Below are 24,382 nucleotides of genomic sequence, written 5' to 3'. Positions count from 1 at the left end.
GTCAAATCCGTGAAGCCGCGCAGCCTGAAGGTGGCCATCGGCACGGCGGTGCTGTTTTTCCTGATCCTGTTCATCGCGTTCGGCTCGTGGTTCCAGGTGGACCAAGGCGAACGCGGCGTGGTGCTGCGCAACGGCAAGCTGGTGCGCGTGTCCGAGCCGGGCCTGGACTTCAAGACGCCGTTCATCGATAGCGTCATGACGGTGTCGGTGCGTGACCACACCTTCGTGTTCGAGAAGCTGGAAGCCTACAGTTACGACCAGCAACCGGCCACGCTGCGCGTGTCGGTCACGTATCGCGTGCCCGCCGAGCATGTGGCCGAGCTGTATTCCGAATACGGCACCATCGGCAACCTGCAGGTGCGGGTGCTCGAGCGCAAGACGCCGGACGCGGTCAAGAACGTGTTCGGCCAGTACACCGCCGTGCGGGCCATCCAGGAACGCCAGAAGCTGGGCCTGGACGTGAACAACGCGGTGCTCAAGACCATGGAAGGTGCGCCGGTGCAGGTGGTGGGGGTGCAGATCGAGGAAGTGGGCTTCTCGCAGGCCTACGAACACTCCATCGAGCAGCGCATGCTGGCCCAGGTGCAGATCGAGACCACGCGCCAGCAGAAGGAAACGGCGATGATCAACGCCGAGATCCAGGTGGTCAAGGCCAAGGCCGAAGCCGATGCGCGCCGCCAGCAGTTCACGGCCGAGGCCGACGGCATCCGCATGCGCGGCGAAGCCGAGGCGGCGTCGATTCGCGCCAAGGCAGAGGCGCTGGCCGCCAATACCAACCTGGTCAGCCTGAACGCTGTCGAGAAGTGGGATGGCGTGTTGCCGGCCACCCAGATTCCCGGCGCGGCCATGCCGTTCATCGGCATCAAGTAGACGCCGCGGCGTCCTGCGCGGCGGCCGCCATGCGCTGCCGCGCGAATTCCACGACGCGATCGCCCGGCAGGGCGCGGCTGTAGAACCAGCCCTGCACGATGATTTCGGCGCTGGATTCCAGCGCTGAAATCTGTTCCTGCTCTTCCACGCCTTCCACGATGATCTGCAGGTCCAGCGCTTCGCAAAAGCGCAGCAGGCCGCTCATGACCTGCGCGCCGCGTTCGCTGGCCTGGGCCGCCACGAAGCTGCGATCGATCTTGACCGCGTCGATAGCGAACTGATGCAGGTAGCTCAGCGCCGAATAGCCGGTGCCGAAGTCGTCGATGTAGATGCGGCAGCCGATGCCGTGCAGCCGGGAAAAGGCCGTGTGCAGCGCCTCGGCGTCTTCCACCAGCGCGTCCTCGGTCAGTTCCACCGAGACCTGGCCGCGGGCCTGCTCCAGCACCTTGATGAGCTTGTCCAGGTACGACTCCGACGTCAGCGTGCCGCTGGTGACGTTGATGGTCAGCGGCAGCGTGAATCCCGCCCGTTTCCAGGCCTGGCTTTGCAGCACCGCCTGTTTGGCGACCCACAGATCCACTTCACGCATCAGGTCGGCCTGCGCCAGCCAGCGCAGGAATTCCAGCGGCGCCTGCTGCGTGCCTTCGGGGCCGGTTGCGCGCAGCAAGGCCTCGCACCCCGTGCACAAGCCGCTGCGCAGCGACACCTGGGGCTGGTATTCCAGATAGAAGTCGTACTCACTGATGGTGCGGATGCGCGAGATCTCGGCGCTGCGGCGCGCGCGGTTGGCGTAGGTCGACACTACCGGGTCATGCGCGAACAGCAGCGATTCTTCCTGCAGGCGGGGAAAAGTGGTGTCCAGCGATTTGAAGTAGACGGTGGCGTCGGCCTTGCGCTGGCGCTCCAATGCCACCACGAAGGGCGCGTACAGGCACGTGCCCAGCGCCAGCAGGAGAACCTGCAGCAGCACCCCGCCCAGATGGCCACCCGAGCCCAGGTAGGCGTTCAGCAAGACGGGCGAGGTCAAGGGCAGCGTGACGGTGGCCGGGTCCAGCCAGCCCAGCTGCACCACCGCCAGCGCGATGATGACGTTGCAGACCGGTGCCAGGATGAAAGGCGCCAGCAGGCGCGGGTTCAGGATCAGGGGCAGGCCGAACAACAGGATCTCGTTGACGTTCAGCAGCGACACCGGGATGCTGGCCAGCGCCAGCAGGCGCAGCGATTCGCTGCGCGAGAACAGCAGGATGGCGGCCACCAGCGATAGCGTCGCGCCGGCGCCGCCGATGAAGGCAAAGGCGCCCAGCAGGGTGCCGTTCAGGGCGTACATGCCCTGGTAGCCGGCGGCGGCGCTGGCGGCATTCAGCGAGGTGGCCTGATCCAGCACGTCGATGATGGGCGACATCGCATGGTAGCCGTGGACGCCGAAGAACCAGAACAGGGAATTGAGCGCGGCGATCATCGGGCCGGTGGTGAAGGGGCTGTCCAGCGAGGCCAGGTCCACCGGAATGTTGAACTGCGTCACGCCGGGAACGCGCAGCACCGCGCTCAGCACCAGCATCACGAGGGCGGCCACGAGCAGCCCCGGCACTACCATGTTCAGCGTGCCGCGCACGTTTTCGCCGATCAGGCCGTCGGGCGCCAACCGTGTCCAGCGGCGCCGATGCAGCCAGGCCAGGAGCGGCACCGTGCCCAGCGGTGAAAGGATGGCAATGAACAGGGTCAGCGTGGCGGCGGCGTGCGGGTAGGGGGCCAGAAGGCCTTCGGCGATCACGACATACGACAGGCACAGGAAGGCAGCCGGCAGATTGGGGACGCGATAGCGGATCGACAACATGTAGCCGATCGATGTGCCGACCAGCGTCGGCATGACCGCGTTGAGCTTGTTGTGCACCAACGCCAGCACGTCGGCCACCTCGGCCGGCAGGCCGAGGTGGCGCGCCACGACCGCAAGCACCAGGAACAGCGCGGCCACCAGCAGGCACGGCATCGTCCAGAGCAGGCCCTCGCGGATGGCGCGCAGCGAACTTGCGCCGGCCAGTGCCGCGAGCCGATCTTTCGGATAGCGCATGAAGCTCGTTGTCGGCATACCGGTTTCGCCCTTAAAAGCCCGCAACCGACGGAGGGCTGCCCTACGGCCGCATGATGCGCGCGGCCCAGGTTTTGTAAGAATGCTTTGCGGCATCCTAGCGCCTGAGTTCCTGCTTTAGCAATCGCGTTTCGGAAAAATCCTAGGGATTTCCCTCTGTCAAGAATTGAAAAGGCGGCGCATCGTGCGCTTATCAGGAGCAAGGCCGCGCTATACGATCAAACGGAGGCGCCGGTTTCGTGGGAACCGGGGCTTCACGCAAGCGCTTTACGAGAGGACGACAAGATGTCTCAGTTGGAGTGGGTGTCCGGCGACAAAACGCCGGAACGGCAGGGCTATTACGAGACCAGGCTGGATACGGGCGGTACCTCGATTTCGTTGTACAGCGTGTTGGGATGGATGCCGGCCAAGGCGCCGGGCAACATGATCAGCTGGCGCGCCTTGCCGCTGGCCGCCGAAAGGCAGGAGGCCGAACGGCACATCCAGGAGATACGCGCGGCGCAAAGCCATGTGCCGATGGATTATTAGGACCGAATGACGGGGACAGGGGGGCGGTCCGGCGCAGGGCAGGGTTGCGATAATGAGAATTATTTGTAAAATCCGCAGCGTTGTCACCCTACGCTACCGGATCGATCCATGTCCCGCCCCGCCTCGTCCCGCCCCGGATGGCTCGCCTGCTATGACGAGCTGATCGGCGCATGGACGCGCCGTTCGGGTAACCGGCACGACGCCGAGGACGCCGCGCACGACGCGATCGAGCATCTGCTGAAGGCGGATGGCAGCGTGGCGGTCAAGGCGCGCGGCTATCTGTTCCAGGTGGCCGGACATCGCCTGATCGACCGCTGGCGCCGGCAGAGCCGCGAGCAGCATGTGCCGCTGGACGAACTGGGCGAAGACGATCAGCCGGCCATGGCCGACCCCGACGCGCCGCTGCGCGCGGCGCGGCTGGCCGATGACCTGGCCCGCGTGCTGGGCGAGTTGCCGCCCAAGTGCCGCCAGGCGTTCGTCCTGAACCGCATCGAGGGCTGGACCCAGGCCGAGGTCGCCACCTGCATGGGGCTATCCAAGAATATGATTGAACGCTACGTCATGCGCGCGATCGAACATGTGCAGGCGCGGTTGCGCGAGCACACGCCATGACGCAGTCTTCCTTCACTTCAAGTCCGCGCCCGGGCGCGGACGGCAACCACCGATGACCGAGTCCTTTTCCCGCGATGCCGACGATCCGCGCCAGCCCGCCACCGCCTCCTGGTGGTTCGCCCGCTGGCACTCGGGCGACATGACGCGGCGCGAACGCCGCCAGTTCGCCCGCTGGCGCCGCGAGCAGCCGGACGCGGCGCGCGAATTCGATCGCATGCAGCAACTGGGGCAGGCGGCTGAGCAATTGCCGCAAGACCGCGTCCAGGCCCTGCTGGGCGGCGCGGTGCCGGCACGGCCCACGGTCCGCCGCGCCGCGCTGCGCTGGCCGGTGTCGATGCCGCTGCGGGCGGCCTTCGCCTGCGCGGTGCTGGCGCTGGTGGCGTTGGCGGGATGGTGGAGCCTGCCCGGCGAGGCGCCGTCGTTCACCACGGTGGTGGGCGCCGACCGCGGCGAGCGCAAGCAGGTCACCCTGCCAGACGGTTCGGTGCTCGAGATCAACGGCAATACCTTGGCCGAGGTCAAGTTTTACGCCGGCCGCCGCGAGGTCGAGCTGCAAGGCGGCGAGATCCTCTTTTCCGTCAGCCCCGACGCCGAGCGGCCCTTCCTGGTGCGGGCCGGCAGCGGCGAGGTGCGCGTGACCGGCACGGTGTTCGATGTGCGGCGCGATGAGGATGTAGTGACTGTGCTGGTGCGCTCGGGCACGGTCGAGGTCACCGGCGGCCACTGGTGGAACCTGGGGCTGGCGGTGCTGCGCGGCGGGCACGGCATCCGCGTGCCGGGCAGCGGCGCCATCGGGGTGCCCGCGCCCACGGACGTCGACACGGCGCTGGCCTGGCAGACAGGGCGGGTGGTGTTCAAGAACGCGCCGCTATCCGAGGTGATCAGCGAAATGAACCGCTATCTGGCCACGCCGTTACGCCTGGCCGACGGCCGGGCCGGACGCCTGCGCGTGTCGGCCTCGTTCAGCCTGGACCGGCCCGAGGCGCTGCTGGACGCATTGCCGGCGGTGGCGCCGGTCAAGCTGGCGCCGGCGGCCGATGGGGCCATCGACGTGTCGGCGCGTTGACGCTGGCGGCATGCCGACGCGCGGCGCCCAGGCCGGCCATCGGCCGCCGCGCCCGCGCAGTTACAAAATAATCGGACGAGGCATTCAGGTTTTTCCGCCGCGGCATCGTTCTAGACAGGAAGGCGCGTCGCGCCGCGTTCCCGAGATGGGAACTTCCTTCTTGCCGTTGAACCCAACCCGCAGCTGACCGTGAATCTTTCCACCCGGCGCCCCGCGCGCGCCACTGCCCGCTTTGCCCTTTCCTCTTTGATGCTGTCGCTGGCCATGGCCGCCGGCGCCAGCGGCGTGGCCCAGGCCCAGCCGCAATCGGCCACGGTGGCGGTGGACATCGCCGCGATGCCGCTGGGCGATGCGCTGCTGCAATGGGCCGCGCAGACCCGCCAACGCGTGTTCTACGCGCCCGAGGTGGTCGCCGGCCTGAGCACGCCGGGCCTGCGCATGAGCGCCAGCCCGGAACAGTCGCTGGCCCGCCTGCTGCAAGGCACGGGCGTGGCCTATCGCTGGCAGGGCGATAGCATCATCCTGTCGCGCGACGGCGCCGTCACCAGCCTGGCGCCGGTGACGGTGCTGGGCGCGCGCGATCCGGCCGTGACCGAGGGCACCGGGTCCTACACCACGCCGGCCACGGCGGCGGCCACGGGGCTGTCGCTATCGCTGCGCGAAACGCCGCAATCGGTGTCGGTGGTGACGCGCCAGCGCATCGAGGACCAGAACCTGCGGTCGCTGGACGAAGTGATGAGCAACGTGGTGGGCGTGCAGGTGGTGGCCGAAGACAGCGACCGCACCGATTTCTGGTCGCGCGGTTTCTACATCGACAACCTGCAGTACGACGGTGTGCCGACCACGATCGGGCTGTCGATGTACGGCGAGTCGGATAACGATTCCATCATCTACGATCGCATCGAGGTGGTGCGCGGCGCAACCGGCCTGATGACTGGAGCGGGCAATCCGTCGGCCTCGATCAACCTGGTACGCAAGCACGCCAACAGCCGGGAATTCACCGGCTCGGTCAACGCCGGCGTGGGCTCGTGGAACCAGTTCCGCAGTTCAGTCGACCTGAGCACGCCGCTGAACCAGGAAGGCACGGTGCGGGCGCGCATGGTGGCGCTGTACCAGAAGAAGGATTCCTACATCGACCTCTACCACACGGACAAGAAGGTGTTCTACGGCGTGATCGATGCGGACCTGACGCCGTCGACCACGCTCAGCGTGGGCATGGATTCGCAGGACAAGCGGCCGCGCGGCACCACCTGGGGCAGCCTGCCGGTGGTGTTCAGTGACGGCACGCCCACCGATTGGCGCCGCTCGAAAACCACCGCGGCCGACTGGACCTATTGGCACACCACCCAGCGCACCACGTTCGCGTCGCTGTCGCACCGGTTCGACAACGACTGGGAGGCCAAGGCCGACTGGTCGCTGCGCAAGAGCAAGTACGACGCCAAGCTGCTGTACCTGTACGGCCAGCCCGACCGCGACACCGGCACGGGGCTGAGAGCGCTGCCGGGTTACTGGAATTCGTACGCCCAGCAGACCTCGCTGAACTTGCAGGTCAAGGGGCCGTTCCAGCTGCTGGGACGCCGCCATGAACTGGTGCTGGGCGCCATGCGCAGCCGTTACAGCGAAGACTTCTACAGCTATGGCCGCGAGGGCGCCATGCCGGACACGGGGTCGTTCTACGACTGGGACGGCTCGTACGCGCAACCGAACTGGACGACCACGACACTGCGCGACACCGTGACGCATCAGCGCGGCGCCTATGCCGCGGCGCGCTGGTCGCTGAGCGACAGCCTGACGCTGATCACCGGCAGCCGCTATGCCACCTGGCAGTCGCGGTCGCCGACGCGCGACCAGAAGGATTCGCGCCTGATTCCGTACGCCGGCCTGGTCTACGACATCAATAGCACCTACTCGGCCTACGCCAGTTATACCGACATCTTCCAGCCGCAGGATTATCGCGACCGCAACGGCAACTACCTGGATCCGGTGGAAGGCCAGAACTACGAGGTGGGCGTCAAGGGCGAATACCTGGATGGCCGGCTCAACGCGTCCGTAGCGCTGTTCAAGGTCAAGGAAAGCAAGACCGGCGTGCCGGACCAGGGCTACATGGTGCCGGGCTCAACCGACGGCGCCTACAAGACCGCTGACGGCGTCACCACGCGCGGCATCGAAATGGAAGTGACCGGCCAGCTGGCGCCGGGCTGGAACACGACGCTGGGCGGCACGTACTACACCAGCCGCGACGTGCACGGCGTGTCGGTCAACACCGAACGCCCGCGCGCCACGGCGATGCTGTTCACCACGTACCGCCTGCCGGGCGCGTGGAGCAAGCTGACGCTGGGGGGGGGCGTCAACTGGCAGATCAGCACCTACACCAACGTTGAGCTGGGTGAAGGCAGCGTCACCGCCAAGCAGAAGGCCTATGCGCTGTTCAACCTGATGGCGCGTTACGACTTCAATTCGCGGCTGTCGGCACAGTTGAACGTGAACAACCTGTTCGACAAGAAGTACTACCTGGGCGGCGTGGCCAACCAGGTCTACTACGGTGAGCCGCGCAGCGTGTTCCTGAACCTGAAGGCGACGTTCTAGGGCGCAGGGCCGGGCCGGCGGCGGCCCCCTGTTTGCGAGAGTCGAACCCGCGCCCCTTCCTCATGGAGTAGAATAGTAACAATTCCTATTTAGATTCCATCGCGAACCGCGCCGTGTCTTCAGCCGACTCCCTGCCCAACGACGCCGTCACGCAGATCTACCGCGACCACCACGCCTGGCTGTCGATGTGGCTGCGCAAGAAGCTTGGCAATTCCTTCGATGCCGCCGATCTGGCCCACGATACCTTCGTGCGGCTGATGGCGGCGCGCGTGCGCGCCGGCGCCGGCGATGAGCCGCGCGCGCTGCTGACGCATATCGCCAAGGGCCTGGTGGTGGACCATTGGCGCCGCCGCGCGCTGGAGGACGCCTATCAGGCCGCCGCCGCGCGGTTGCCCGAGCGCGAGACGCCATCGCCGGAAGTGCGCGCGCTGATCCTGGAAACCCTGTACGCCATCGATGCCACCTTGCGCACGCTCCCCGCCAAGACGCGCGCGATCTTCCTGGCCTCGCAGTTCGATGGCCTGGGCTATGCGGAAATCGCGCAGGCGCAGCGTGTGTCGCTGGCCACGGTCAAGCGGCACATGCAAAAGGCGCTGACCGCCTGCCTGGTCGCCTACCACGCGAGCGCGGCGTGACGGCCGTGCCGGACCGCGCCATCCTGGAAGAGGCCGCCGGCTGGCTGGTGCGGTTCCAATCCGAAACCCTGTCGGCGTCGGATCATGCGGCCTTTGAACGCTGGCGCGGCCGCAGCGCGGCGCATGCCGCGGCCTGGGCCCGCGCGCAGGACATGCTGCGCAGTTTCGGGCAAGTGCCGCCCGCCGTGGGCGCGCAGGCGCTGCGCGGCATGGACCAACCTGGCCGGCGCCAGGTCTTGCGCACGATGGCGGGGCTGGTGGCGCTGGGCCCGGCCGCGTGGCTGGCCTGGCGTGAATTGCCGTGGCGCGAATGGGCCGCGGACGCGCGCACGGCCACGGGTGAGCAGCGCCGCATGCAGTTGGCCGATGGCACGCAACTGCTGTTGAACACTGCGACGGCGGTGGACATCCAGTACACCGCGGTTCAGCGCGTTATCTGGCTGCGTGCGGGCGAGATCCTGTTGACCACTGGCAAGGACCCGTCGCCCCTTCATCGGCCCTTCATCGTGCGCACGGCGCAGGGCACGGTGCAGGCGTTGGGTACGCGTTTCCTGGTGCGCGACGAGGGCGCCAGCGTACGCGTGGCGGTGTTCGACGGCGCGGTGGATATCGCGCCCGCCGGGGGCGGCGCGCACCGCGTGCTGCACGTCCATGAGCAGGCGGTGTTCGACGCCGGACAGATCGGGCCGGTCGCCAACGCGGACCCGGCGCTGGGGTCCTGGGAGCATGGCATGCTGGCCGCGGCCAACTGGCGGTTGGCCGATCTGGTAGACGAACTGGGCCGCTACCGGCGCGGGATCCTGCGCTGCGATCCCACCGTCGCGGATTTGCGCGTGTCCGGGGCGTTTCCGCTGCGCGACACCGATGCAAGCCTGCGTCTGCTGGAAAAGACGCTGTCCGTGCGGGTCAGCCGGGTCACGCCGTATTGGGTCAGCGTCACGGCGCGCTGAGCGTCCGGGGCGCGCCCATCTGGCCGTTACAAATTAATCGCCGTTCTCCTGACACTTTTTCTGCCTTCGTCCGGTGTACCGGGTGAATGATCGCGGCGTGTCCGCGATGCCCAGCCCCTAACGAAGGATCGTCACATGGTTTCGCCAAGCTTGCCCGCCTTGCCCGTTCGCCGCGCCCTGGCGGCGTCCTTGCCCGTGGGGGGCGCGGTCAGGGCCGTCAGCCTGGGGGTTGCGCTGCTGTTCGCGACGTCGCTTGCGCCGTCCGTCAAGGCGGCGGAAACGGCCAGCGCCACGGCCGGCAAGGTCTACGCCATCGGCGCGGGTCCGTTGGGTGACGTGCTGGCCCAGTTTGCCGCCGCGGCCGGCGTGCCGCTGTCGTTCGATCCGGCCCTGCTAGCCGGGCAGCGCAGCGGCGGCCTGAATGGCGTCTATACCGTGCGCGACGGCTTTGCGCGGCTGCTCGCCGGGTCCGGCTACGCCTTGGCCGAGCAGGGCGGCGGCGCCTACTCGCTGCGCAAGCTGCCGGCGGCCGAGGGCGGCGTGACGACATTGCCGGCGGTGACTGTGGCGGCCGCAGGCGTCAGCCCGTCGGCCTTGCCCGTCGAGTATGCCGGCGGCCAGGTGGCGCGGGGCGGCCGGCTCGGCCTGCTGGGCAACCAAGACGTGATGGACTCGCCCTTCAGCGTGACCCACTACACCTCGGACCTGCTCGCCAACCGCCAGGCGGTAACGCTGGCCGACGCCCTGAACGTGGATTCCTCGGTGCGCTTTACCGGCCAGATCGGCGGCGTGACGGATTCGTTCTACATCCGCGGCTTTCCCATCGGCGAAGGCAACCTGGGCGAGATTGCGTTCGACGGGGTCTATGGCGTGGCGCCCAATTACCACGTGTTCACCGACTACATCGAGCGGGTCGAAGTGTTGAAAGGGCCGGCGGCGCTGCTGTACGGCATGTCGCCCAACAGCGGCGTGGGCGGTGTGATCAACATGGTGCCCAAGCGCGCGCTGGCCGAGGACCTGACGCGCCTGTCGGCGGATTACATGGGCTCATCCCAGTTCGGCGGCCGGGTGGACCTGAGCCGGCGCTTCGGCAACGACGGCGAATGGGGCTTGCGGGTCAACGCCATGCACCGGCAGGGCGATACGCCTCTGGACAACCTGCATTCGCGCACCGACATCGGCGCGCTGTCGCTGGACTACCAGGGCACCCGCTTGCGCGCCTCGCTGGACGTGCTGATGCAGAACGAAAAGGTCGACGCGCCGACGCGGCCGTTCCTGGTGGCTTCGGGCCTGCAAGTGCCCACTGCGCCGGATGGCCGCCGCAATGCGACCCAGCCTTGGGGCTGGTGGAAATCCGACGGCCAGTCGGCGCTGCTGCGCGTGGAATACGACGTCAGCGACCGCCTGACCGTGTTTGCCGATGCGGGCGGCTCGGACACCTACATCACCCGCCTGTCGGACCAGACGCCCACCATCGTCAACGCCGCGGGCGATACGCTGGTGACGCCGAACAACTCGAAATTCCAGATCGACCGCAGCACCTACAACGCGGGTCTGCGCGCCAAGCTGGATACCGGCCCGGTGCGCCACGCCATCAGTTTCATGGGCAGCCTGTACAGCGACCGCAACCTGCAAGCCAGCGTGATGGGCAAGCCGCTGTCGTCCAATATCTACCACCCGGTGACCCGCCCCGAGCAGTTCATCCCCGCGCCGGCCAACCTGCCCAAGGTGTCGTCGTCGGACCTGACCGGCTTTGCGCTGGCCGACACGATGAGCATCCTGGACGAGCGCGCGCAATTGACGCTGGGGGTGCGCCAGCAGCGCATCGAGTCGCGCAACTTCAACGCCACGACCGGCGCGCGCACGCTCAGCTACGACGAAAGCGCCACCACGCCGCTGGCCGGTCTGGTGGTCAAGCCCTGGAGCAACGTGTCGCTGTATGCCAACTACATCGAAGGCCTGAGCAAGGGCGACGTGGCGCCGGCCACCGCGTCCAACGCGGGGCAGGTGTTCAAGCCCTACCGGGCCAAGCAGAAGGAAGTCGGCATCAAGGTGGACCTGGACAGCGCGATGCTGACCCTGAGCGCCTTCGAGATCACCAAGCCCAGCGGCCAGTTGACCGGCAACGTCTACGGCGCCGACAGCGAGCAGCGCAACCGCGGCCTGGAACTGAACCTGTCTGGCGAACCCCTGCGCGGCTTGCGCCTGTTGGGCGGAGTGACCTTGCTGGACGCCGAACTGACGCGCACCAACAACCCCGCCACGGTGGGTAACCGGCCCGTCGGCGTGCCGCGCGTGATGGCCAACCTGAGCGCCGAATGGGATACGCCCTGGGTCACGGGCCTGACGGTGACCGGCAGCGTCATCCACACGGGCAAGGAATACGTGAACCAGGCCAACACACAGTCGGTGCCCGCGTGGACCACCTTCGACCTGGGCGCGCGCTATGTCACGCGGGTCCAGGGCAAGGACGTGACCCTGCGCGCCAACGTGGTCAACCTGTTCAACCGCGGCTACTGGTCCGGCGTGGCCTCCTACGGCACGATTTCGCAAGGCGTGCCGCGGACCTTGATGCTGTCGGCGTCGATGGATTTCTGACGTCCCTGCCTGTGTTCGTGCGGGCGCGGGGTCAGGCCAATCTTGGCGCGAACACCATGCACACGGGGCTGCCGATTTTCTGCGTGCCCCCGTCGTGCGCCAGCGTGCCGTCTTCGGGATGCACACGGAAGCGCTCCAGCGTGTCGCTGTCTTCGTTCAGCACGAACAGGAAACGGCCGTCCGGCGCCAGTGTGAAAAAACGCGGCGTCCGGCCATGGGTGGGGGCGTGCTGCACGGCGGCAAGCCTGCCCATGCGCGGGTCGATTTGGAACACGGCGATGCTGTCGTCGCCGCGGTTCGAGGCATACAGGTGGCGGCCGTTGGCATCGATGGCGATGCCCGCGGCGCGGCTGTTGCCGGTATAGGTATCGGGCAGCGACGGCAGCACCTGGAAAGGGCGCAACGCGCCGGCGTCCACGGCATAGGCCGTCACGGTGTTGTCCAGCTCGTTGATGACGTAAGCCCAGCGGCCGGCCGGATGAAACACCGCATGGCGCGGGCCGGCGCCTTCGCGCGCATCGGCGATGCTGGCCGGCGCGTCGTCTACACGGCCGTCCTGCAAAGCATGCAGGAACACGCGGTCCAGGCCCTTGTCCGGCACGATGACGTAGCGGCCGGACGGATCCACCAGGTTGTAGTGCGGCTTGGCATGCGGCTGTTCCTTGCGGTGCGGACCGGGCTCGCCCGCCATGGGTATCTGTTGCGCCACCGGTTCCAGGCTGCCGTCGGCAGCCACGGGCAGCACCGCCAGCGTGCCGCTCAGGTGGTTGGACACCATCAGGTAGCGGCCCGACGGCGCCAGCGCCAGATGCACGGGGTTCTGGCCTTCGCAGGATTGGCAGAGCCAGGGCTCCAGGCGGCCGCTGCGCGGATCGCGCCGCAACGTGCTGACTTCGCGGCGGTCGCCGTGCACGGCGTACAGCACGGGCAGGGACGGGTGCGGCAGCAGGTACGAGGGGTTGACCAGTCCGCCGACGACTTGCGTGGGCGTCAGCGCGCCGGTGCCGGGGGCATAGTCAAAGACGCTGATGCCGTCGCCGCGGGCGTTGCGTTCGCGGGTGGTGCGCGAACCGATATAGACGTGCATGGCCAAGGTCTGTTCCTGAAAGACAAGCAAGGGCCATGCGCCGCAGGCCCTAGGACGTGAGAATGCCGCTGATGCGGGCCAGGTTGTCGAGCGTGCTGCGCAGGTGGCTGGCCAGGGCTTGGGCAGCGTCCTCGTTGCGCTCGTGTTCGAGCAGGTCAAGGATTTCCAGGTGCTGGTCGCAGTGCTGCTTGTAGCGGCTGCGGTCTTGCATCGAGCGGTACGACAGCAGCCGGCGCACACGGTTGACGCGTTTGATGGTGTCGATGAAAAACGGATTGCCCGAGGCCTCGACCAGCGATTCATGGAAACGTACGCCGCGGTCGTGCAACTGGTCGGCGGTGTCGGTGGCAATGCCGCCGTTCAGCAGGTGGTGTTCGGCGGCGCGGCAGCGTTCCAGCACGGCCTTGTCGATGCGAAAGCCCGGCTCCAGCAGGGCGGCGGGCTCCAGCGCCAGGCGCAGGCGGTACGACTGCAGCAGGCTGTCCGGCGTGGTCATCATGGTCGAGAATTCCCAGCCATAGCCGGGGCGCCGCTGCGCCCAGCCTTCCTGCGCCACGCGCGCCAGCAACGCCTGGGTCTGTGCATGGGTCAGCGCGTAGCGGCCGCGCAGCAGCGCTTCGCTGCATTGCATCGGCAGTTCGCCGCGCAGCAGCTCGTCGGCCAGCCGGAAATAGCTCTGCGTGACGATGTCGTCGGCGGCGGGCGGCGCCAGGTCGGTCGGGGCCTGGTCCAGCGCGTCGTAGGCGTGCTGCAGGAAGTAGCCGCGGTTGGGCTTGCGCGCCACGATGCCATGCTGTTCCAGGATGCCCAGCGCGTCGTTGACCGGCGAGCGCGACAGGCGCAGGCGATCGGCCAGCTTCTGCGCCGTCAGGTGGGCGCCGCAGGGCAGGCGGTCTTGGCGGATCAGCTCCAGGATCTTGCTAACGGTGTTGGTCTGCGCGCTCATGGGATAGGCCCGGGTTGCGTGGGCCTCAGTCGCGAGAGCCCGGTTCGGCCGGCGCCTGTCCGTGGGCGCCGAGGGTATCCGCTAGGATAGCGGGAATCACCCCGCCCATACGCAAGAGGCGCAGTTCCAGCTGGGTTTCCACGGCGGCCGTTGCCTGCAGCGCTTCCTCGCTGCCACCGGCGCGCAGCACGCGCACCGGCACGGCCTTGCGTGGCGTCAGGGTGTCCGCCGCGCAATCGATCTCGAGCCGGTCGCCAGGCTGGATCGCCAGGCTGTGCGGCGTGATGCCCGCGGGCAGGCGCAGCGGCAGGATGCCCATGCCGATCAGGTTCGACCGGTGGATGCGCTCAAAGCTCACCGCCAGTACCGCGCGGATGCCCAGCAATCGCTGGCCCTTGGCGGCCCAGTCGCGGGACGAACCGGTGCCGAAGCGTTCGCCGGCCAGCAGCACGACCGCGTCGCCGTCGCGGCGGTAGCGCGCGGCGGCCTCCCAGATCGGTTCAATGCGGCCGCTGGGCACGTGCAGCGTGTGGCCCACGGGCGCGGCGGGGCTGAGCAGATTGACCAGGCTCTTGGCGTAGAACGCGGCCCGCATCATCACTTCCCAATTACCGCGGCGCGAGGCGAAGACGTTCAGGTCGTTGCGGTCGTCGCCTTGCGCGACCAGGAAGTCGGCGATCAGGCTGCCCGGTGGAATGGCGCTGGCGGGTGACAGGTGATCGGTGGTGACGTCGTCGCCCAGCACCAGCAGCGGATAGGCGGCGTAGCGGCCCAACTGGCTGGCCGGGCCGGCCGCGGCGAAGGGCGGGCGCCGCAACGCGGTCGACGCGGGGTCCCAGGGAAAGCGCGGCGTGTCCGGCGATTGCAGCGCCTGCCAGGCCGGGTTGGCGCTGGCGATCTGGAAGGCCTGGCGGAAATCCGCGGCGCGCAGGCCCTGCGCCAGCGCGGCGTCGATCTCGGCATCGCCGGGCCACAGGTCGCGCAAGTGCACGGCGCGGCCGTCCGGCGTTGTCTGCACGGGTTCGCGCGACAGGTCGCGTTCGGCGTCCCCCGCCAGCGCGAAGGCGATGACCAGCGGCGGCGACATCAGAAAACCCAGGTCCAGGTCGGGGTGGATGCGGCCGGTGAAATTGCGGTTGCCGGACAGCACCGCCACCGGGTGGACGGCGCCCGTGGCCATGGCCTGCTGCACCATTGCAGGCAGCGGCCCCGAGTTGCCGATACAGGTGGTGCAGCCGTAGCCCACGATGTCGAAGCCCACCGCGGCCAGGTCGTCCAGCAGGCCGGCGCGCGCCAGGTAATCGGCGGCGGCGGGCGAGCCCGGGCCCAGGGATGTCTTGACCCAGGCGGGCACCGTCAGCCCCGCGCGGCGGGCCTTGCGCGCCAGCAGGCCGGCGGCGATCAGCAGGCGCGGGTCCGACGTGTTGGTGCAACTGGTGATGGCGGCAATGGCGATGGCGTGGCGCGGCAGCGCCGATGCGGCCTTGGGCGTGAAGGCCAGGCGCGCCAGGATCTCGCGGGTCTGGCTGTACGGATGCAGGTCCTGCGGCCGCTTGGGGCCGGCCACGTGCATCTGCACGCGGTCCAGCGCGATCTCGATGACGCGGGTGTAGCGCGGGCTGGCCGCCGGATCCAGGGCGATGCCGGCGCTGGCGGCATAGGCGCCGACGCGGGCGATATGGGCCTCGTCGCGGCCGGTCTGGCGCAGGTAGTCCAGCGTGGCGCCGTCGATCGGAAAATAGCCGGTGGTGGCGCCGTACTCGGGCGCCATGTTGGCGACCACGCAACGGCTGCCGGCCGACAGCGTGGCCACGCCGGGGCCGAAGAACTCGACGAACTCGCCCGACACCTGGATGGCGCGCAGGCGCTGGGTCACGGTCAGCGCCAGGTCCGTGGCGGTGACGCCGGACGCCAGCGCGCCCGTCAGGCGCACGCCGATCACGTCGGGAATGCGCAGCAGGGTGGGCATGCCGAACATCACCGTCTGCGCCTCCAGGCCGCCGACGCCCCAGCCCAGCACGCCGATGCCGTTGATCATGGGCGTGTGGCTGTCGGTGCCGATCATCATGTCCGGGTGCAGCGTACCCGCTTCATGGCACACCACCGTGGCCAGTTGCTCCAGGTTGATGGTGTGCATGATGCCGGTGCCCGGCGGGTGGATGCGCACGTTCGACAGTGCTTTGGAGGCCCAGCGCAGGAAGCGGTAGCGCTCGGCGTTGCGGCGCAATTCCAGCGCCAGGTTCTGCGCCGCCGCGCCGGGTTGCGCGTAGGCCTGCACCGCCAGCGAATGGTCCACCGACACGTCCACCGGCAGCACCGGGTTCAGGGCGCGCGGGTCGACGCCGGCTTCGTCCAGCGCATCGCGCATGGCGGCGATGTCCACCAGCGCAGGCGTGCTGGTGGTGTCGTGCATCAGCACGCGGCCGGGCTGGAACGCGATCTCGGCTTCGCTGGTGCCGTGCGTCAGCCACGCCAGCAGGGCGGCCACGGCCTCGTCGCGCTCGGCGCCCTGCATGTTGCGCAGCGCGTTTTCCAGCAGCAGCCGCAGCACCACCGGCAGGCGGTAGTAGTCTGGACCGACTGTCGCTGCCATGTCGATGTGGGTGTAGGCGACGCCGTCCAGCGTGAAGCCGCTGCGGCGGGGCGAGGGATTGGTGTTTTCCATAGCTGCCAGTTTTGCATATTGCATCTATAAAATGCAATTAAGGAATAACCCGGCCGCCATCGAGCAGGCCATCCAGGAGACAGATCATGACCCACATCCGCACGCTTGCCGCCAGCGCGGCCCTGACCCTGGCCGCGGCGTCGCCGCTGCATGCCGCCGAGCCGGGGGCGGCCGGCGCGTCGGCCTTGGCGGCCGGGCGGCCGATCACCCTGATCGTGCCCTTTGCCGCCGGCGGCGGGGTGGACGGTATGGGCCGTCTGCTGGCTGAACGCCTGCGCGCCGAGCTGCCGCAGGGCGTGGTGGTGGAAAACAAGCCGGGCGCCAGCGGCATGCTGGGCGCGCAGACGGTGGTGCGTTCCGCGCCCGACGGCACCACGCTGCTGCTGGGATCTGCTGGCGAGACCGCCATCAACCCGCTGGTGTTCAAGGGCAAGATGCAGTACCAGCCCGAGCGCGACCTGGCGCCGATCGCGCTGGTGGCACGGGTGCCCAACGTGCTGGTCGCCAACCCGAAGCTGCCCGTGGCCAACGTGCAGGAACTGGTGGCCTACGGCCGCGCCAACCCCGACCGCCTGACCTACGCCACCAGCGGCGTGGGCAATCCGCAGCACTTGAACGGCGAACTGCTGCAATCCCTGGCCGGCATCAAGATGGTCCACGTGCCGTACAAGGGCGCCTCGGCGCAACTGGTCGACGTGGCCGCGGGCAGCGTCGACCTGACGTTCGTGAGCCTGGCCGGCGCGCTGCCGTTCATCAAGAGCGGCAAGGTCAAGCCCTTGGCCGTCACGTCGGCCACCCGCGCCTCGTTCGCGCCCGACATTCCGGCGGTGGCCGAGTACGCGCCGCTGAAGGACTACGCGCTGGAAAACTGGTTCGGCATCTTCGTGCCGGCGGCGACCCCCGCGCCGGTGCGGCAGCAATTGGCCGCGGCCATCGACCGCTGCCTGCGCGACGAAAAGCTGGTCGCCAGCCTGCGTGGACTGGGCGGCGAGGTGCAGCCCATGACGCCGGACGCCTTTCGCGCCTTCATCCAGGCGCAGACCGCCGTGTTCGCCAAGGTGGTGGCGGACGGACACATCACCGCGGAGAATTGAGCGGCAGCTCCAGCCCCAGGCGCACGCCGCCGCGCACGCGGCTGATGGCGTGACGCAAGGTAGCCCGGTAGTCGCCCTGCGCGCCGCGGATGGGCCGGTGCGCGGCCGCGATCAGCGCCGCGTCGCCCAGGCCCAGCGGCAGCACCAGGGGCCGTGACTGCTGGCGCGGGCGTTGCTCGGTCATGACGAATTCGCCGCCGGAAAAATCCTGGCCAGGGTCGGACAGCAGCGCGACCAGCCGCAGCGGAAACGCCGCGTCATCGATCTTGTGCGTCAAGGGATGCGCCTCGTCTTCGCGCAGTCGGTGCAGCAGGGGCGAGTCTGCCAGCGCCAGCGGCAGGCTGGCCGCAACGCGGCCCAGGCGCTGCGACCACGATTGTGCCAACGGCGCCAGCCGCGCGTGCAGCGCCGGCGCCAGGCCATCCAGCGTGCAGGGCAATGCGCCATTCAGATAGCGGCGTTCGCCCTGGTGGGCAAGCGCTTGCGCCTGGCTTGCGGCGGCAGGCGCGTCGAAGGCCGCCGTCAATGCGTGCACCTGCGCCGCGCTGAACAGGGCGGGCAGCGGCGCCCAGCCTTCGGCATCCAGCTGCTGCGCGATCCAGGCCCAGTCGTAGCGCTCCAATGCGCGCGCGGCGGCCGTCATGGCGCGGCCGGGGCCGGCATGGCGGGCATGCGCCACAGATACCAGGTCGCGATGGTGCGGTAGGGGCTGTAGGCTTGGCCGATGGCGCGCATCTGGGCGGGTGACGGCGCCTTGTCCAGGCCCTTCAGCCGGCGGTAGCCTTCGCGCACGCCGTAGTCATCCACCGGCAGGATGTCCACGCGCTCCAGCGTGTAGATCAGCAGCATCTCGACGGTCCAGCGGCCCACGCCGCGCAGCGCCACCAGGCGTTCGATCAGCGCCTCGTCCGTCATTGCCAGCGCTTCGTCGCGGCCGGGGATGACGCCGTCCAGCGCCGCCTGCGCGATGCCGCGGATGGTGGCCAGCTTGGACGCGGAAAAACCGCAGTCGCGCTGGGCCTGCGGGTCGGTGGCGAGCAGCGCGCGCGGCGCCGGGAACACCTGGTTGGGATACAGCGCCAGGAAGCGGCCCAGGATGGCGTCGCCGGCGCGGGCGTGCAGTTGCTGGTAGGCGATGGCGCGCACCAGCGCTTCGTAGGGATCGCGGGCCGGCCGCGATTCGTGGCGGCAGGGGCCGATGGCGGCGACGTGGCGGGCCCAGTCTGCATCCAGCGCGGCCAGGTGCCTGGCCGCGCGTCTGTACAGGGGCGCCGCGACGGCGGGATTCAAGCCGGAGGAGACGGGCGCGGGCGCTGGCCGGGCGGCGGTCTTGCCGGGCTTGGATGCGGCGGCGGGCGCGGAAGTCGATTTGGGTGGCGTCATGGAAGCCGATGCGGCTGAGGGGACCTACAGCATAGCGGCCCGCGCCGCGATCGGCACTCCGAAGCTTGCCATCGCGGGCCGCTGTTGCGGTGCAGTATGCTTGAGGGCTTCCTGGACCCTTTCCCTGCTGCCCGCAATGACTGATTTTCCCTTTGACGCCGTGCTGTTCGATTGCGACGGCGTGCTGGTCGACTCCGAACCCATTACCGCCCGCGTCCTGACCGAGATGCTCAATGAGCTGGGCTGGGCGATCACGTTTGAAGAGGCCACGCGCATCTTCACCGGCAAGGCCGTGCGGGACGAACTGCCCCTGATCCAGTCCAAGACCGGCGTGGCGCTGTCGCCCGACTGGTTCGCGCAATTCCGCGAGCGCCGCAACGCCGCGCTGGATCGCGAGCTGCTGGAAATCCCCGGCGCGCCGGACGCCGTGCGCGCCTTGCACCAGGCGCTGGATGGCCGCATCGCCGTCGCCTCGGGCGCGGACCGCCGCAAGGTGGAATTGCAGCTGGCCAAGATCGGCCTCGCCGAGTGCTTTGGCGAGCGGGTCTTCAGTGGCCACGAAATGCCGCGCAGCAAGCCGCATCCGGACGTGTATCTGGCCGCGGCCAGCGCGCTGGGGGTGGATCCCAAGCGCTGCGCGGTGGTCGAGGATACGGTCACCGGCGCGACCGCCGGCGTGGCGGCGGGCGCCACCGTGTTCGGCTACAGCCCGGATGCCAACGGCCACAGCAGCCCCGAGGCGCTGCGCAACGTGGGCGTGGCGCATGTGTTCACCGACATGAAGCAGCTGCCGGCCCTGCTGGCCGGCTGGGCCGCGGCGCGCTGACGCGCTGACGCGCCGCGCGTCCCGTGGCGGGGCAACCGGCAGGCGCCGGCCCGCCGCGGGCGTGTTTCATCAAGCGCTGACGCCCGCCTCAGCGTGCGTATTGCTCGCCGCCGTCCAGGTCGATGACGGTGCCGCTCAGATAGCCCGCTCGCGGCGAGGCGCCAAACACCACCATGTCTGCGACTTCCTCGGCCTCCATCAGCCGGCCGAAGGGCAGGTCGATCAGGGTTTCCTGCCAGCGCGATTCGTCGCCCCAGCGTGCCTGTGCGCGCTGTTTGGCCAGGGTCAGCACGCGGTCGGTGCGGGTGCGCGACGGGTTCACGCCGAATACGCGCACGCCATGGCGCGGCGCATCGCCGCCCAAGGCGCGGGTGAAGGCGATCAATGACGCATTGGCCGCCGCGCCGCAGATGTAGTCGGCGCGCGGCGCCGAGCCGGCCATGCCGATGATGTTGGCGATGACGCCCGTGCCGGCTGCGCGCATCAACGGATAGTAGTGGCGGGCCAGGGCGATGTAGCCATGCACCTTCAGTTCCCAGCCCGCGCGCCAGCGCTCGTCCTGCACCTGGTCCAATGCGCCGCCCGGCACGGCGCCGGCATTGTTGACGAGGATATCGATCGCGCCAGTCTGCTCCGCCACGCGCACCGCCGCGCCCGGCTGGGCCAGGTCCAGCGCCAGCGTGCGCGCGGGCCGGCCGCTCTGCGCTTGAACGGCCTCGGCCGCCGCCTGCAGCGCCGCGTCGTTGCGCGCCACCAGGATCGGTTCGGCGCCTTCCCGCGCGAAGGCCATGGCGCAGGCCAGCCCGATGCCCTTGGACGCGCCCGTGATCAGCACGCGCTTGCCGTCTAGCTGCAAATCCATCCGAAGCTCCTCGCTGTCGCGTCCGCGGCAATGCGTATCGGGACGCTGTTGAATATCGGCCCGGAGAACCCGGCGCCGTGAACCGCTGTTGTAAACCAGATGCCCGTGGCGGGCCAGCGGCGCTGGCAGGTCCCGGGCCAGGTCTGCTGCTATGCTGCCAGTTACCCTTATCCCGGGAGACGGTGATGTCGGAAGTCTGGCTGGAAATCTGGACCACGTTGCGCAGCGAATTCGCCGACATTCCCGACATCGGCGAAGCGACCCGCATCGTGCTGCGCCTGGGCATGGCCGTCATCCTGGGCGGGCTGCTGGGTTACGAGCGCGAACGCAGCGGCAAGGCGGCGGGCTTGCGCACGCACATGCTGGTGGCGCTGGGCGCGGCGATCTTCGTGCTGGTGCCGCTGCAGAACGGTATGCAGGTCGGCGACCTGAGCCGGGTGCTGCAGGGCGTGATCGCCGGCATCGGCTTCCTGGGCGCGGGCGCCATCATCAAGCTCAGCAACGAACGGGAAATCCGCGGGCTGACCACGTCGGCCAGCATCTGGATGACGGCCGCCATCGGCGTGGCCGCGGGCATGGGTCGCGAGGCCACTGCCGTGGCCAGCACGTTGATGGCGTTGTTCGTGCTGGCGGTGCTGCGCCGGGTCGAGGCCCGCATCGGCGACAAGAGCGGTAAGCGCCTGATCGAACACGACCAGGCCCGTGCGTCCGCCAAGCACTAGATCCAGACGTCGTTGGGGGCGCTGCGTTCGCCGCCCTGGTCGCCCGTGTTGAGGACGCCGCGCGGCTCGATCAGCATGGCATGCACCTCTTGCGCGGCACAGGGCTTGTGTTCCACCCCCTTGGGAATGACGGCCATTTCGCCCTGCCCCAGGTCGATGTGGCCGTCACGCAGTTCGATGCGCAATTGGCCAGCCAGCACGATGAAGGTTTCGTCGGTGTCGGCATGGCTATGCCACACGAATTCACCGTGCAGCTTGACCAGCTTGAACTGGTAGTCGTTCATCTCGGCGATGACCTTGGGCGTCCAGTGTTCGTGGATCAGCGACAGCTTCCGGGCCAGATTGAGGGCGGGGATGGCGGGCATGGGAATTCTCGGCAGAAAAGGAACCCGTGCAGCTTAGGCGCGGGCGCGGGCCGCCGTCTTGTACGTTTGTGCGGATACGGTCGGAGGCGCGGACATCGCGCGGACGCCGTTGCTGTCTCGCTTCGGATGCGGGCGCGCTGTGCCGTCTGGGGGTCAGCGGCGCAACGTGCCGCGCCAGCGCGCGGGCGTCATGCCGAAGGCTTGTGCATGACGGCGCGTCATGTGGCTCTGGTCGGTGAAGCCGGCATCCGCGGCTGCGTCCGCCAGCGAGCGTCCGGCGGCGATCAGGCGGCGCGCCAGGTCCAGGCGGCGCAGCAGGGCATAACGGTAGGGGCTGGTGCCATACAGAGCGCGGAAGTCGCGCGACAGGCTCCAGCGGTCGATGCCGGCGGCCCGCTCCAGGTCGTCCAGCGTGATCGCCTGACCCTGCGTGTCGTGGATGTACTGGCGGGCGCGTTCGCCCGCCGCGTAATCGGGGCGGCGCCGCTCCGGGCGCTGACCGGCGACGGCGCACAGCGCCTGCGCCAGGTCGTACAGCGCGTCCTGCTCGGCCAGCGCCGGCAGGGGCTCGTCGCCTTGCAGCAACGCGGCGCTGGCGGCGCGCAGGCGCGGGTCGTCCGAGATGCCGTCGCGGATGAACGGCAGGGGCCGCCCGCCCAGGATGTCCTGGATCAGCGCCGGCTGCACATAGATCATGCGGTAATGGAAACCCGCCTCGGTGCCGGCCTGGCCGTCATGCGCCTCGTCCGGGTGCAGCACCAGCGTGCCGCCCGGCAGGCTGTGCCGCAGACCGCGGCGGTACTGGAAGCTTTGCACGCCCGCCAGGGTACAGCCGATAGCGTAGGTATCGTGGCGGTGCAGGTCGTAGCCGCGGCCCCCGAAATAGGCTTCGATGCGCTCGACCCTGTCGGCAGGGGCGTGGCGCACGATCCAATCTTGCGAGGCGGCAGGGCTGGGCATGGCGCAGGCTTACTTCAGTTGCACCAGCACGAACTCGTTGCCGTATAGGTCGATGAAGTGCGCGTAGACGGCGCTGCTGTCGTGCACGGGTTCGCGGGTGAAGCGCACGCCGCGCGCGGCAAAGCGGGCGTGGTCGCGGACCACGTCGTCGGTGTAGAACACGCCCACCGGCTGGCCGCCGGTCTGGTCGCCGACGCGGTCGCGCTGTGCCTGGGTCTGGGCCTGCAGCAGCCAGACGCCCACCGACGGTTGCTCCGGCAGCCGCAGATGCACGAAGCGTTGCTGGCCCACAGCCATGTCGACGAACACCTCCATGCCCAGCTTGTCCTGGTAGAAGGAAATGGCGGTGTCGTAATCGTTGACGAGCAGGACGAGACGGCCCAGCGAATGCATGTCAGGACTCTTTTTGTAGTGGTGTGTGCGCCTATGCTAACCGCTATATGCCGGGGGTTGTTGTCATGGTCCGCGGGGCAACGGCCGGGCAGGCGTCAGTTGGCTTCGCGCAACAAGCGGAATCCGACCAGCGGGTAGCGCGTTTCCGGCGTATTCCAGTTGCGATAGGCCGAGCGCACGTACAGCGCCCAGGTGTGCCAGGAGCCGCCGCGGCGCACGCGCACGTTGCCGCTGGCCGGGCCCTGGGGGTCATCTTGGGGCGAGTGCGCGTAATAGTCTTCGCCATACCAATCGGCCACCCATTCCCAGGCGTTGCCATGCATGTCGTACAGGCCGAAGGCGTTGGGCGCATGGCTGGCGACCGGCGCGGTGAACGTGTGGCCGTCGCTGCGCGGCGCGGCAAAGGCCTGCCACTTGGGCCACAGGGGCGCGGCGTCCGCGTCGAAAGTGTTGGCCACGGCGGGCAGGGCGGCCGGGTCGTCGCCGTTCTGGTAGCGGCTGCGGCCGCCGGCCCGGGCCGCGTATTCCCATTCGGCTTCGGTGGGCAGGCGGTAGACGCTTCCTTCTTTCTGGCTAAGCCAGCGCGCAAGAGCGGTGGCGTCGTTCCAGCTGACATTGACCACGGGGTGCTCATCCGTTTGGGCAAAGCCGGGGTTGCGCCACGAGTAGCGTTGGTCGCGCCCCTCGAAGGCGTCGCCGCGCTCGCTCTTGTCGGGATCGTAAGCCGCGTTGTAGCCGTAGCCGCCGGTGCCGTCGGCCTCGGACTCCGGCACATAACCGGACGCTTCGATGAAGCGCCGGAACTGGCCCACCGTGACTTCGGTGCGCTCCAGGTAGAACGGACGTGTGATACGCACGGTGTGGACCGGGGCCTCGTCGAACAGCTGCGTGAAGCGTTCTTTTGGATACTGCGGATAGTCTCGCGCCAGGGCTTCGGACGTTTCGTCGCTGCCCATCTGGAACACGCCGGCCGGCACCTGCACGAAGGTCATGCCCAGCGAGTTCTCGAGCAAGGCGGGGGGCTCGGCGGACCAGGCGGGCGCGGCGGTCAGCGTACAGAGTAATGCCAGGGTGATGGGCAGGCGCATGAGGGGCCAGGTGGGCAGGGAAAGGCCAGATAGTAGGCCCGCCGCCGTGGCGCCGCCAGC

22 protein-coding genes are annotated in these 24,382 nt (G+C 68.7%); 11 read left to right on the top strand and 11 right to left on the bottom strand.

All coding sequences use genetic code 11. From position 1 onward, the window contains the following. Positions 1-9 precede the first annotated feature (9 nt). The gene (locus tag A9974_RS20960) at positions 10-870 is read left to right on the top strand and encodes a prohibitin family protein (RefSeq protein ID WP_183006117.1); all 861 of its coding nucleotides are present in this window, start codon (positions 10-12) and stop codon (positions 868-870) included. Here A9974_RS20960 and A9974_RS20955 read toward each other — a convergent pair. Further along, positions 863-2,938 carry an EAL domain-containing protein gene (locus A9974_RS20955; RefSeq protein WP_255468266.1) on the bottom strand — a complete coding sequence of 692 codons (2,076 nt, stop codon included), beginning with the start codon at positions 2,936-2,938 and terminating at the stop codon, positions 863-865. The two genes, A9974_RS20960 and A9974_RS20955, sit on opposite strands and share 8 nt — an antisense overlap. A gap of 303 nt (positions 2,939-3,241) precedes the next feature. Here A9974_RS20955 and A9974_RS20950 point away from each other — a divergent pair, with 303 nt between their 5' ends. The 7 genes from A9974_RS20950 to A9974_RS20920 all read left to right on the top strand — a co-directional run bounded on the left by A9974_RS20950 (position 3,242) and on the right by A9974_RS20920 (position 11,931). Beyond that, entirely contained in the window at positions 3,242-3,484 is a 243-nt protein-coding gene (locus A9974_RS20950; protein WP_183006094.1) for a hypothetical protein, read from the top strand. A 108-nt stretch (positions 3,485-3,592) separates the two neighbouring features. Continuing rightward, a complete protein-coding gene (locus tag A9974_RS20945; protein ID WP_183006093.1) occupies positions 3,593-4,096 on the top strand; it encodes an RNA polymerase sigma factor in 504 nt (167 codons plus the stop codon). A 52-nt stretch (positions 4,097-4,148) separates the two neighbouring features. Then, entirely contained in the window at positions 4,149-5,162 is a 1,014-nt protein-coding gene (locus A9974_RS20940; RefSeq protein ID WP_183006092.1) for a FecR domain-containing protein, read from the top strand. Between the two features lie 249 nt (positions 5,163-5,411). After that, entirely contained in the window at positions 5,412-7,748 is a 2,337-nt protein-coding gene (gene fhuE / locus A9974_RS20935; protein ID WP_255468269.1) for a ferric-rhodotorulic acid/ferric-coprogen receptor FhuE, read from the top strand. Between the two features lie 113 nt (positions 7,749-7,861). Next, positions 7,862-8,383: a sigma-70 family RNA polymerase sigma factor gene (locus tag A9974_RS20930; RefSeq protein WP_183006091.1), complete on the top strand. Its 522-nt coding sequence runs from the start codon at positions 7,862-7,864 to the stop codon at positions 8,381-8,383. Next, a complete protein-coding gene (locus tag A9974_RS20925; protein WP_183006090.1) occupies positions 8,380-9,333 on the top strand; it encodes a FecR domain-containing protein in 954 nt (317 codons plus the stop codon). Before A9974_RS20930 ends, A9974_RS20925 begins: the two co-directional genes overlap by 4 nt. Before the next feature lie 135 nt (positions 9,334-9,468). Continuing rightward, a complete protein-coding gene (locus A9974_RS20920) occupies positions 9,469-11,931 on the top strand; it encodes a TonB-dependent receptor (protein WP_183006089.1) in 2,463 nt (820 codons plus the stop codon). Between the two features lie 31 nt (positions 11,932-11,962). Here the strand turns inward: A9974_RS20920 and A9974_RS20915 are convergent, their stop codons facing one another. From A9974_RS20915 to acnA, 3 genes are read right to left on the bottom strand one after another with little or no spacing between them, the layout of a single operon-like run. Continuing rightward, positions 11,963-13,048 (bottom strand): lactonase family protein, encoded by a 1,086-nt coding sequence (locus A9974_RS20915; protein ID WP_370539666.1) that lies wholly within the window; start codon positions 13,046-13,048, stop codon positions 11,963-11,965. A 19-nt stretch (positions 13,049-13,067) separates the two neighbouring features. After that, positions 13,068-13,964 carry a GntR family transcriptional regulator gene (locus tag A9974_RS20910; RefSeq protein ID WP_183006088.1) on the bottom strand — a complete coding sequence of 299 codons (897 nt, stop codon included), beginning with the start codon at positions 13,962-13,964 and terminating at the stop codon, positions 13,068-13,070. A gap of 25 nt (positions 13,965-13,989) precedes the next feature. Beyond that, positions 13,990-16,629, bottom strand: coding sequence for an aconitate hydratase AcnA (acnA, locus tag A9974_RS20905; RefSeq protein WP_183006087.1), 2,640 nt, complete (start codon positions 16,627-16,629; stop codon positions 13,990-13,992). 86 nt (positions 16,630-16,715) lie between these two features. Between acnA and A9974_RS20900 the strand changes: the two genes are divergently transcribed. Then, on the top strand, positions 16,716-17,723 hold the full coding sequence (locus A9974_RS20900) for a tripartite tricarboxylate transporter substrate binding protein (RefSeq protein ID WP_183006086.1): 1,008 nt from the start codon (positions 16,716-16,718) through the stop codon (positions 17,721-17,723). Here the strand turns inward: A9974_RS20900 and A9974_RS20895 are convergent. Then, positions 17,707-18,366, bottom strand: a complete 660-nt coding sequence (locus tag A9974_RS20895; RefSeq protein WP_183006085.1) for a 2OG-Fe(II) oxygenase — start codon at positions 18,364-18,366, stop codon at positions 17,707-17,709. The two genes, A9974_RS20900 and A9974_RS20895, sit on opposite strands and share 17 nt — an antisense overlap. Next, a complete protein-coding gene (locus tag A9974_RS20890) occupies positions 18,363-19,106 on the bottom strand; it encodes a DNA-3-methyladenine glycosylase (RefSeq protein WP_183006084.1) in 744 nt (247 codons plus the stop codon). The genes A9974_RS20895 and A9974_RS20890 overlap by 4 nt, the downstream gene beginning before the upstream one ends. 136 nt (positions 19,107-19,242) lie before the next feature. On the opposite strand from A9974_RS20890, the gene A9974_RS20885 reads away from it, so the two are divergent. Then, the gene (locus A9974_RS20885) at positions 19,243-19,932 is read left to right on the top strand and encodes an HAD family phosphatase (RefSeq protein WP_183006083.1); all 690 of its coding nucleotides are present in this window, start codon (positions 19,243-19,245) and stop codon (positions 19,930-19,932) included. An 88-nt stretch (positions 19,933-20,020) separates the two neighbouring features. On the opposite strand, the gene A9974_RS20880 is transcribed toward A9974_RS20885, so the two are convergent. Continuing rightward, positions 20,021-20,794, bottom strand: a complete 774-nt coding sequence (locus A9974_RS20880) for an SDR family oxidoreductase (protein ID WP_183006082.1) — start codon at positions 20,792-20,794, stop codon at positions 20,021-20,023. A 185-nt stretch (positions 20,795-20,979) separates the two neighbouring features. Here A9974_RS20880 and A9974_RS20875 point away from each other — a divergent pair, with 185 nt between their 5' ends. Then, positions 20,980-21,516, top strand: a complete 537-nt coding sequence (locus A9974_RS20875) for an MgtC/SapB family protein (RefSeq protein WP_183006081.1) — start codon at positions 20,980-20,982, stop codon at positions 21,514-21,516. On the opposite strand, the gene A9974_RS20870 is transcribed toward A9974_RS20875, so the two are convergent. From A9974_RS20870 to A9974_RS20855, 4 genes are all read right to left on the bottom strand, one after another. Next, a complete protein-coding gene (locus tag A9974_RS20870) occupies positions 21,513-21,881 on the bottom strand; it encodes a cupin domain-containing protein (RefSeq protein WP_183006080.1) in 369 nt (122 codons plus the stop codon). The genes A9974_RS20875 and A9974_RS20870 overlap by 4 nt on opposite strands. 153 nt (positions 21,882-22,034) lie before the next feature. Beyond that, positions 22,035-22,841: an AraC family transcriptional regulator gene (locus A9974_RS20865; protein ID WP_183006079.1), complete on the bottom strand. Its 807-nt coding sequence runs from the start codon at positions 22,839-22,841 to the stop codon at positions 22,035-22,037. Between the two features lie 9 nt (positions 22,842-22,850). After that, positions 22,851-23,234, bottom strand: a complete 384-nt coding sequence (locus A9974_RS20860; protein WP_183006078.1) for a VOC family protein — start codon at positions 23,232-23,234, stop codon at positions 22,851-22,853. A gap of 95 nt (positions 23,235-23,329) precedes the next feature. After that, positions 23,330-24,322 carry a formylglycine-generating enzyme family protein gene (locus A9974_RS20855; RefSeq protein WP_183006077.1) on the bottom strand — a complete coding sequence of 331 codons (993 nt, stop codon included), beginning with the start codon at positions 24,320-24,322 and terminating at the stop codon, positions 23,330-23,332. Between the last annotated feature and the right edge of the window lie 60 nt (positions 24,323-24,382).

This window comes from Achromobacter sp. UMC71, assembly GCF_014170305.1.
Classification (GTDB): domain Bacteria; phylum Pseudomonadota; class Gammaproteobacteria; order Burkholderiales; family Burkholderiaceae_B; genus Achromobacter.
Note: the sequence above shows the minus strand (reverse complement) of the source record. Positions and strands in the feature narration are given on the sequence as shown.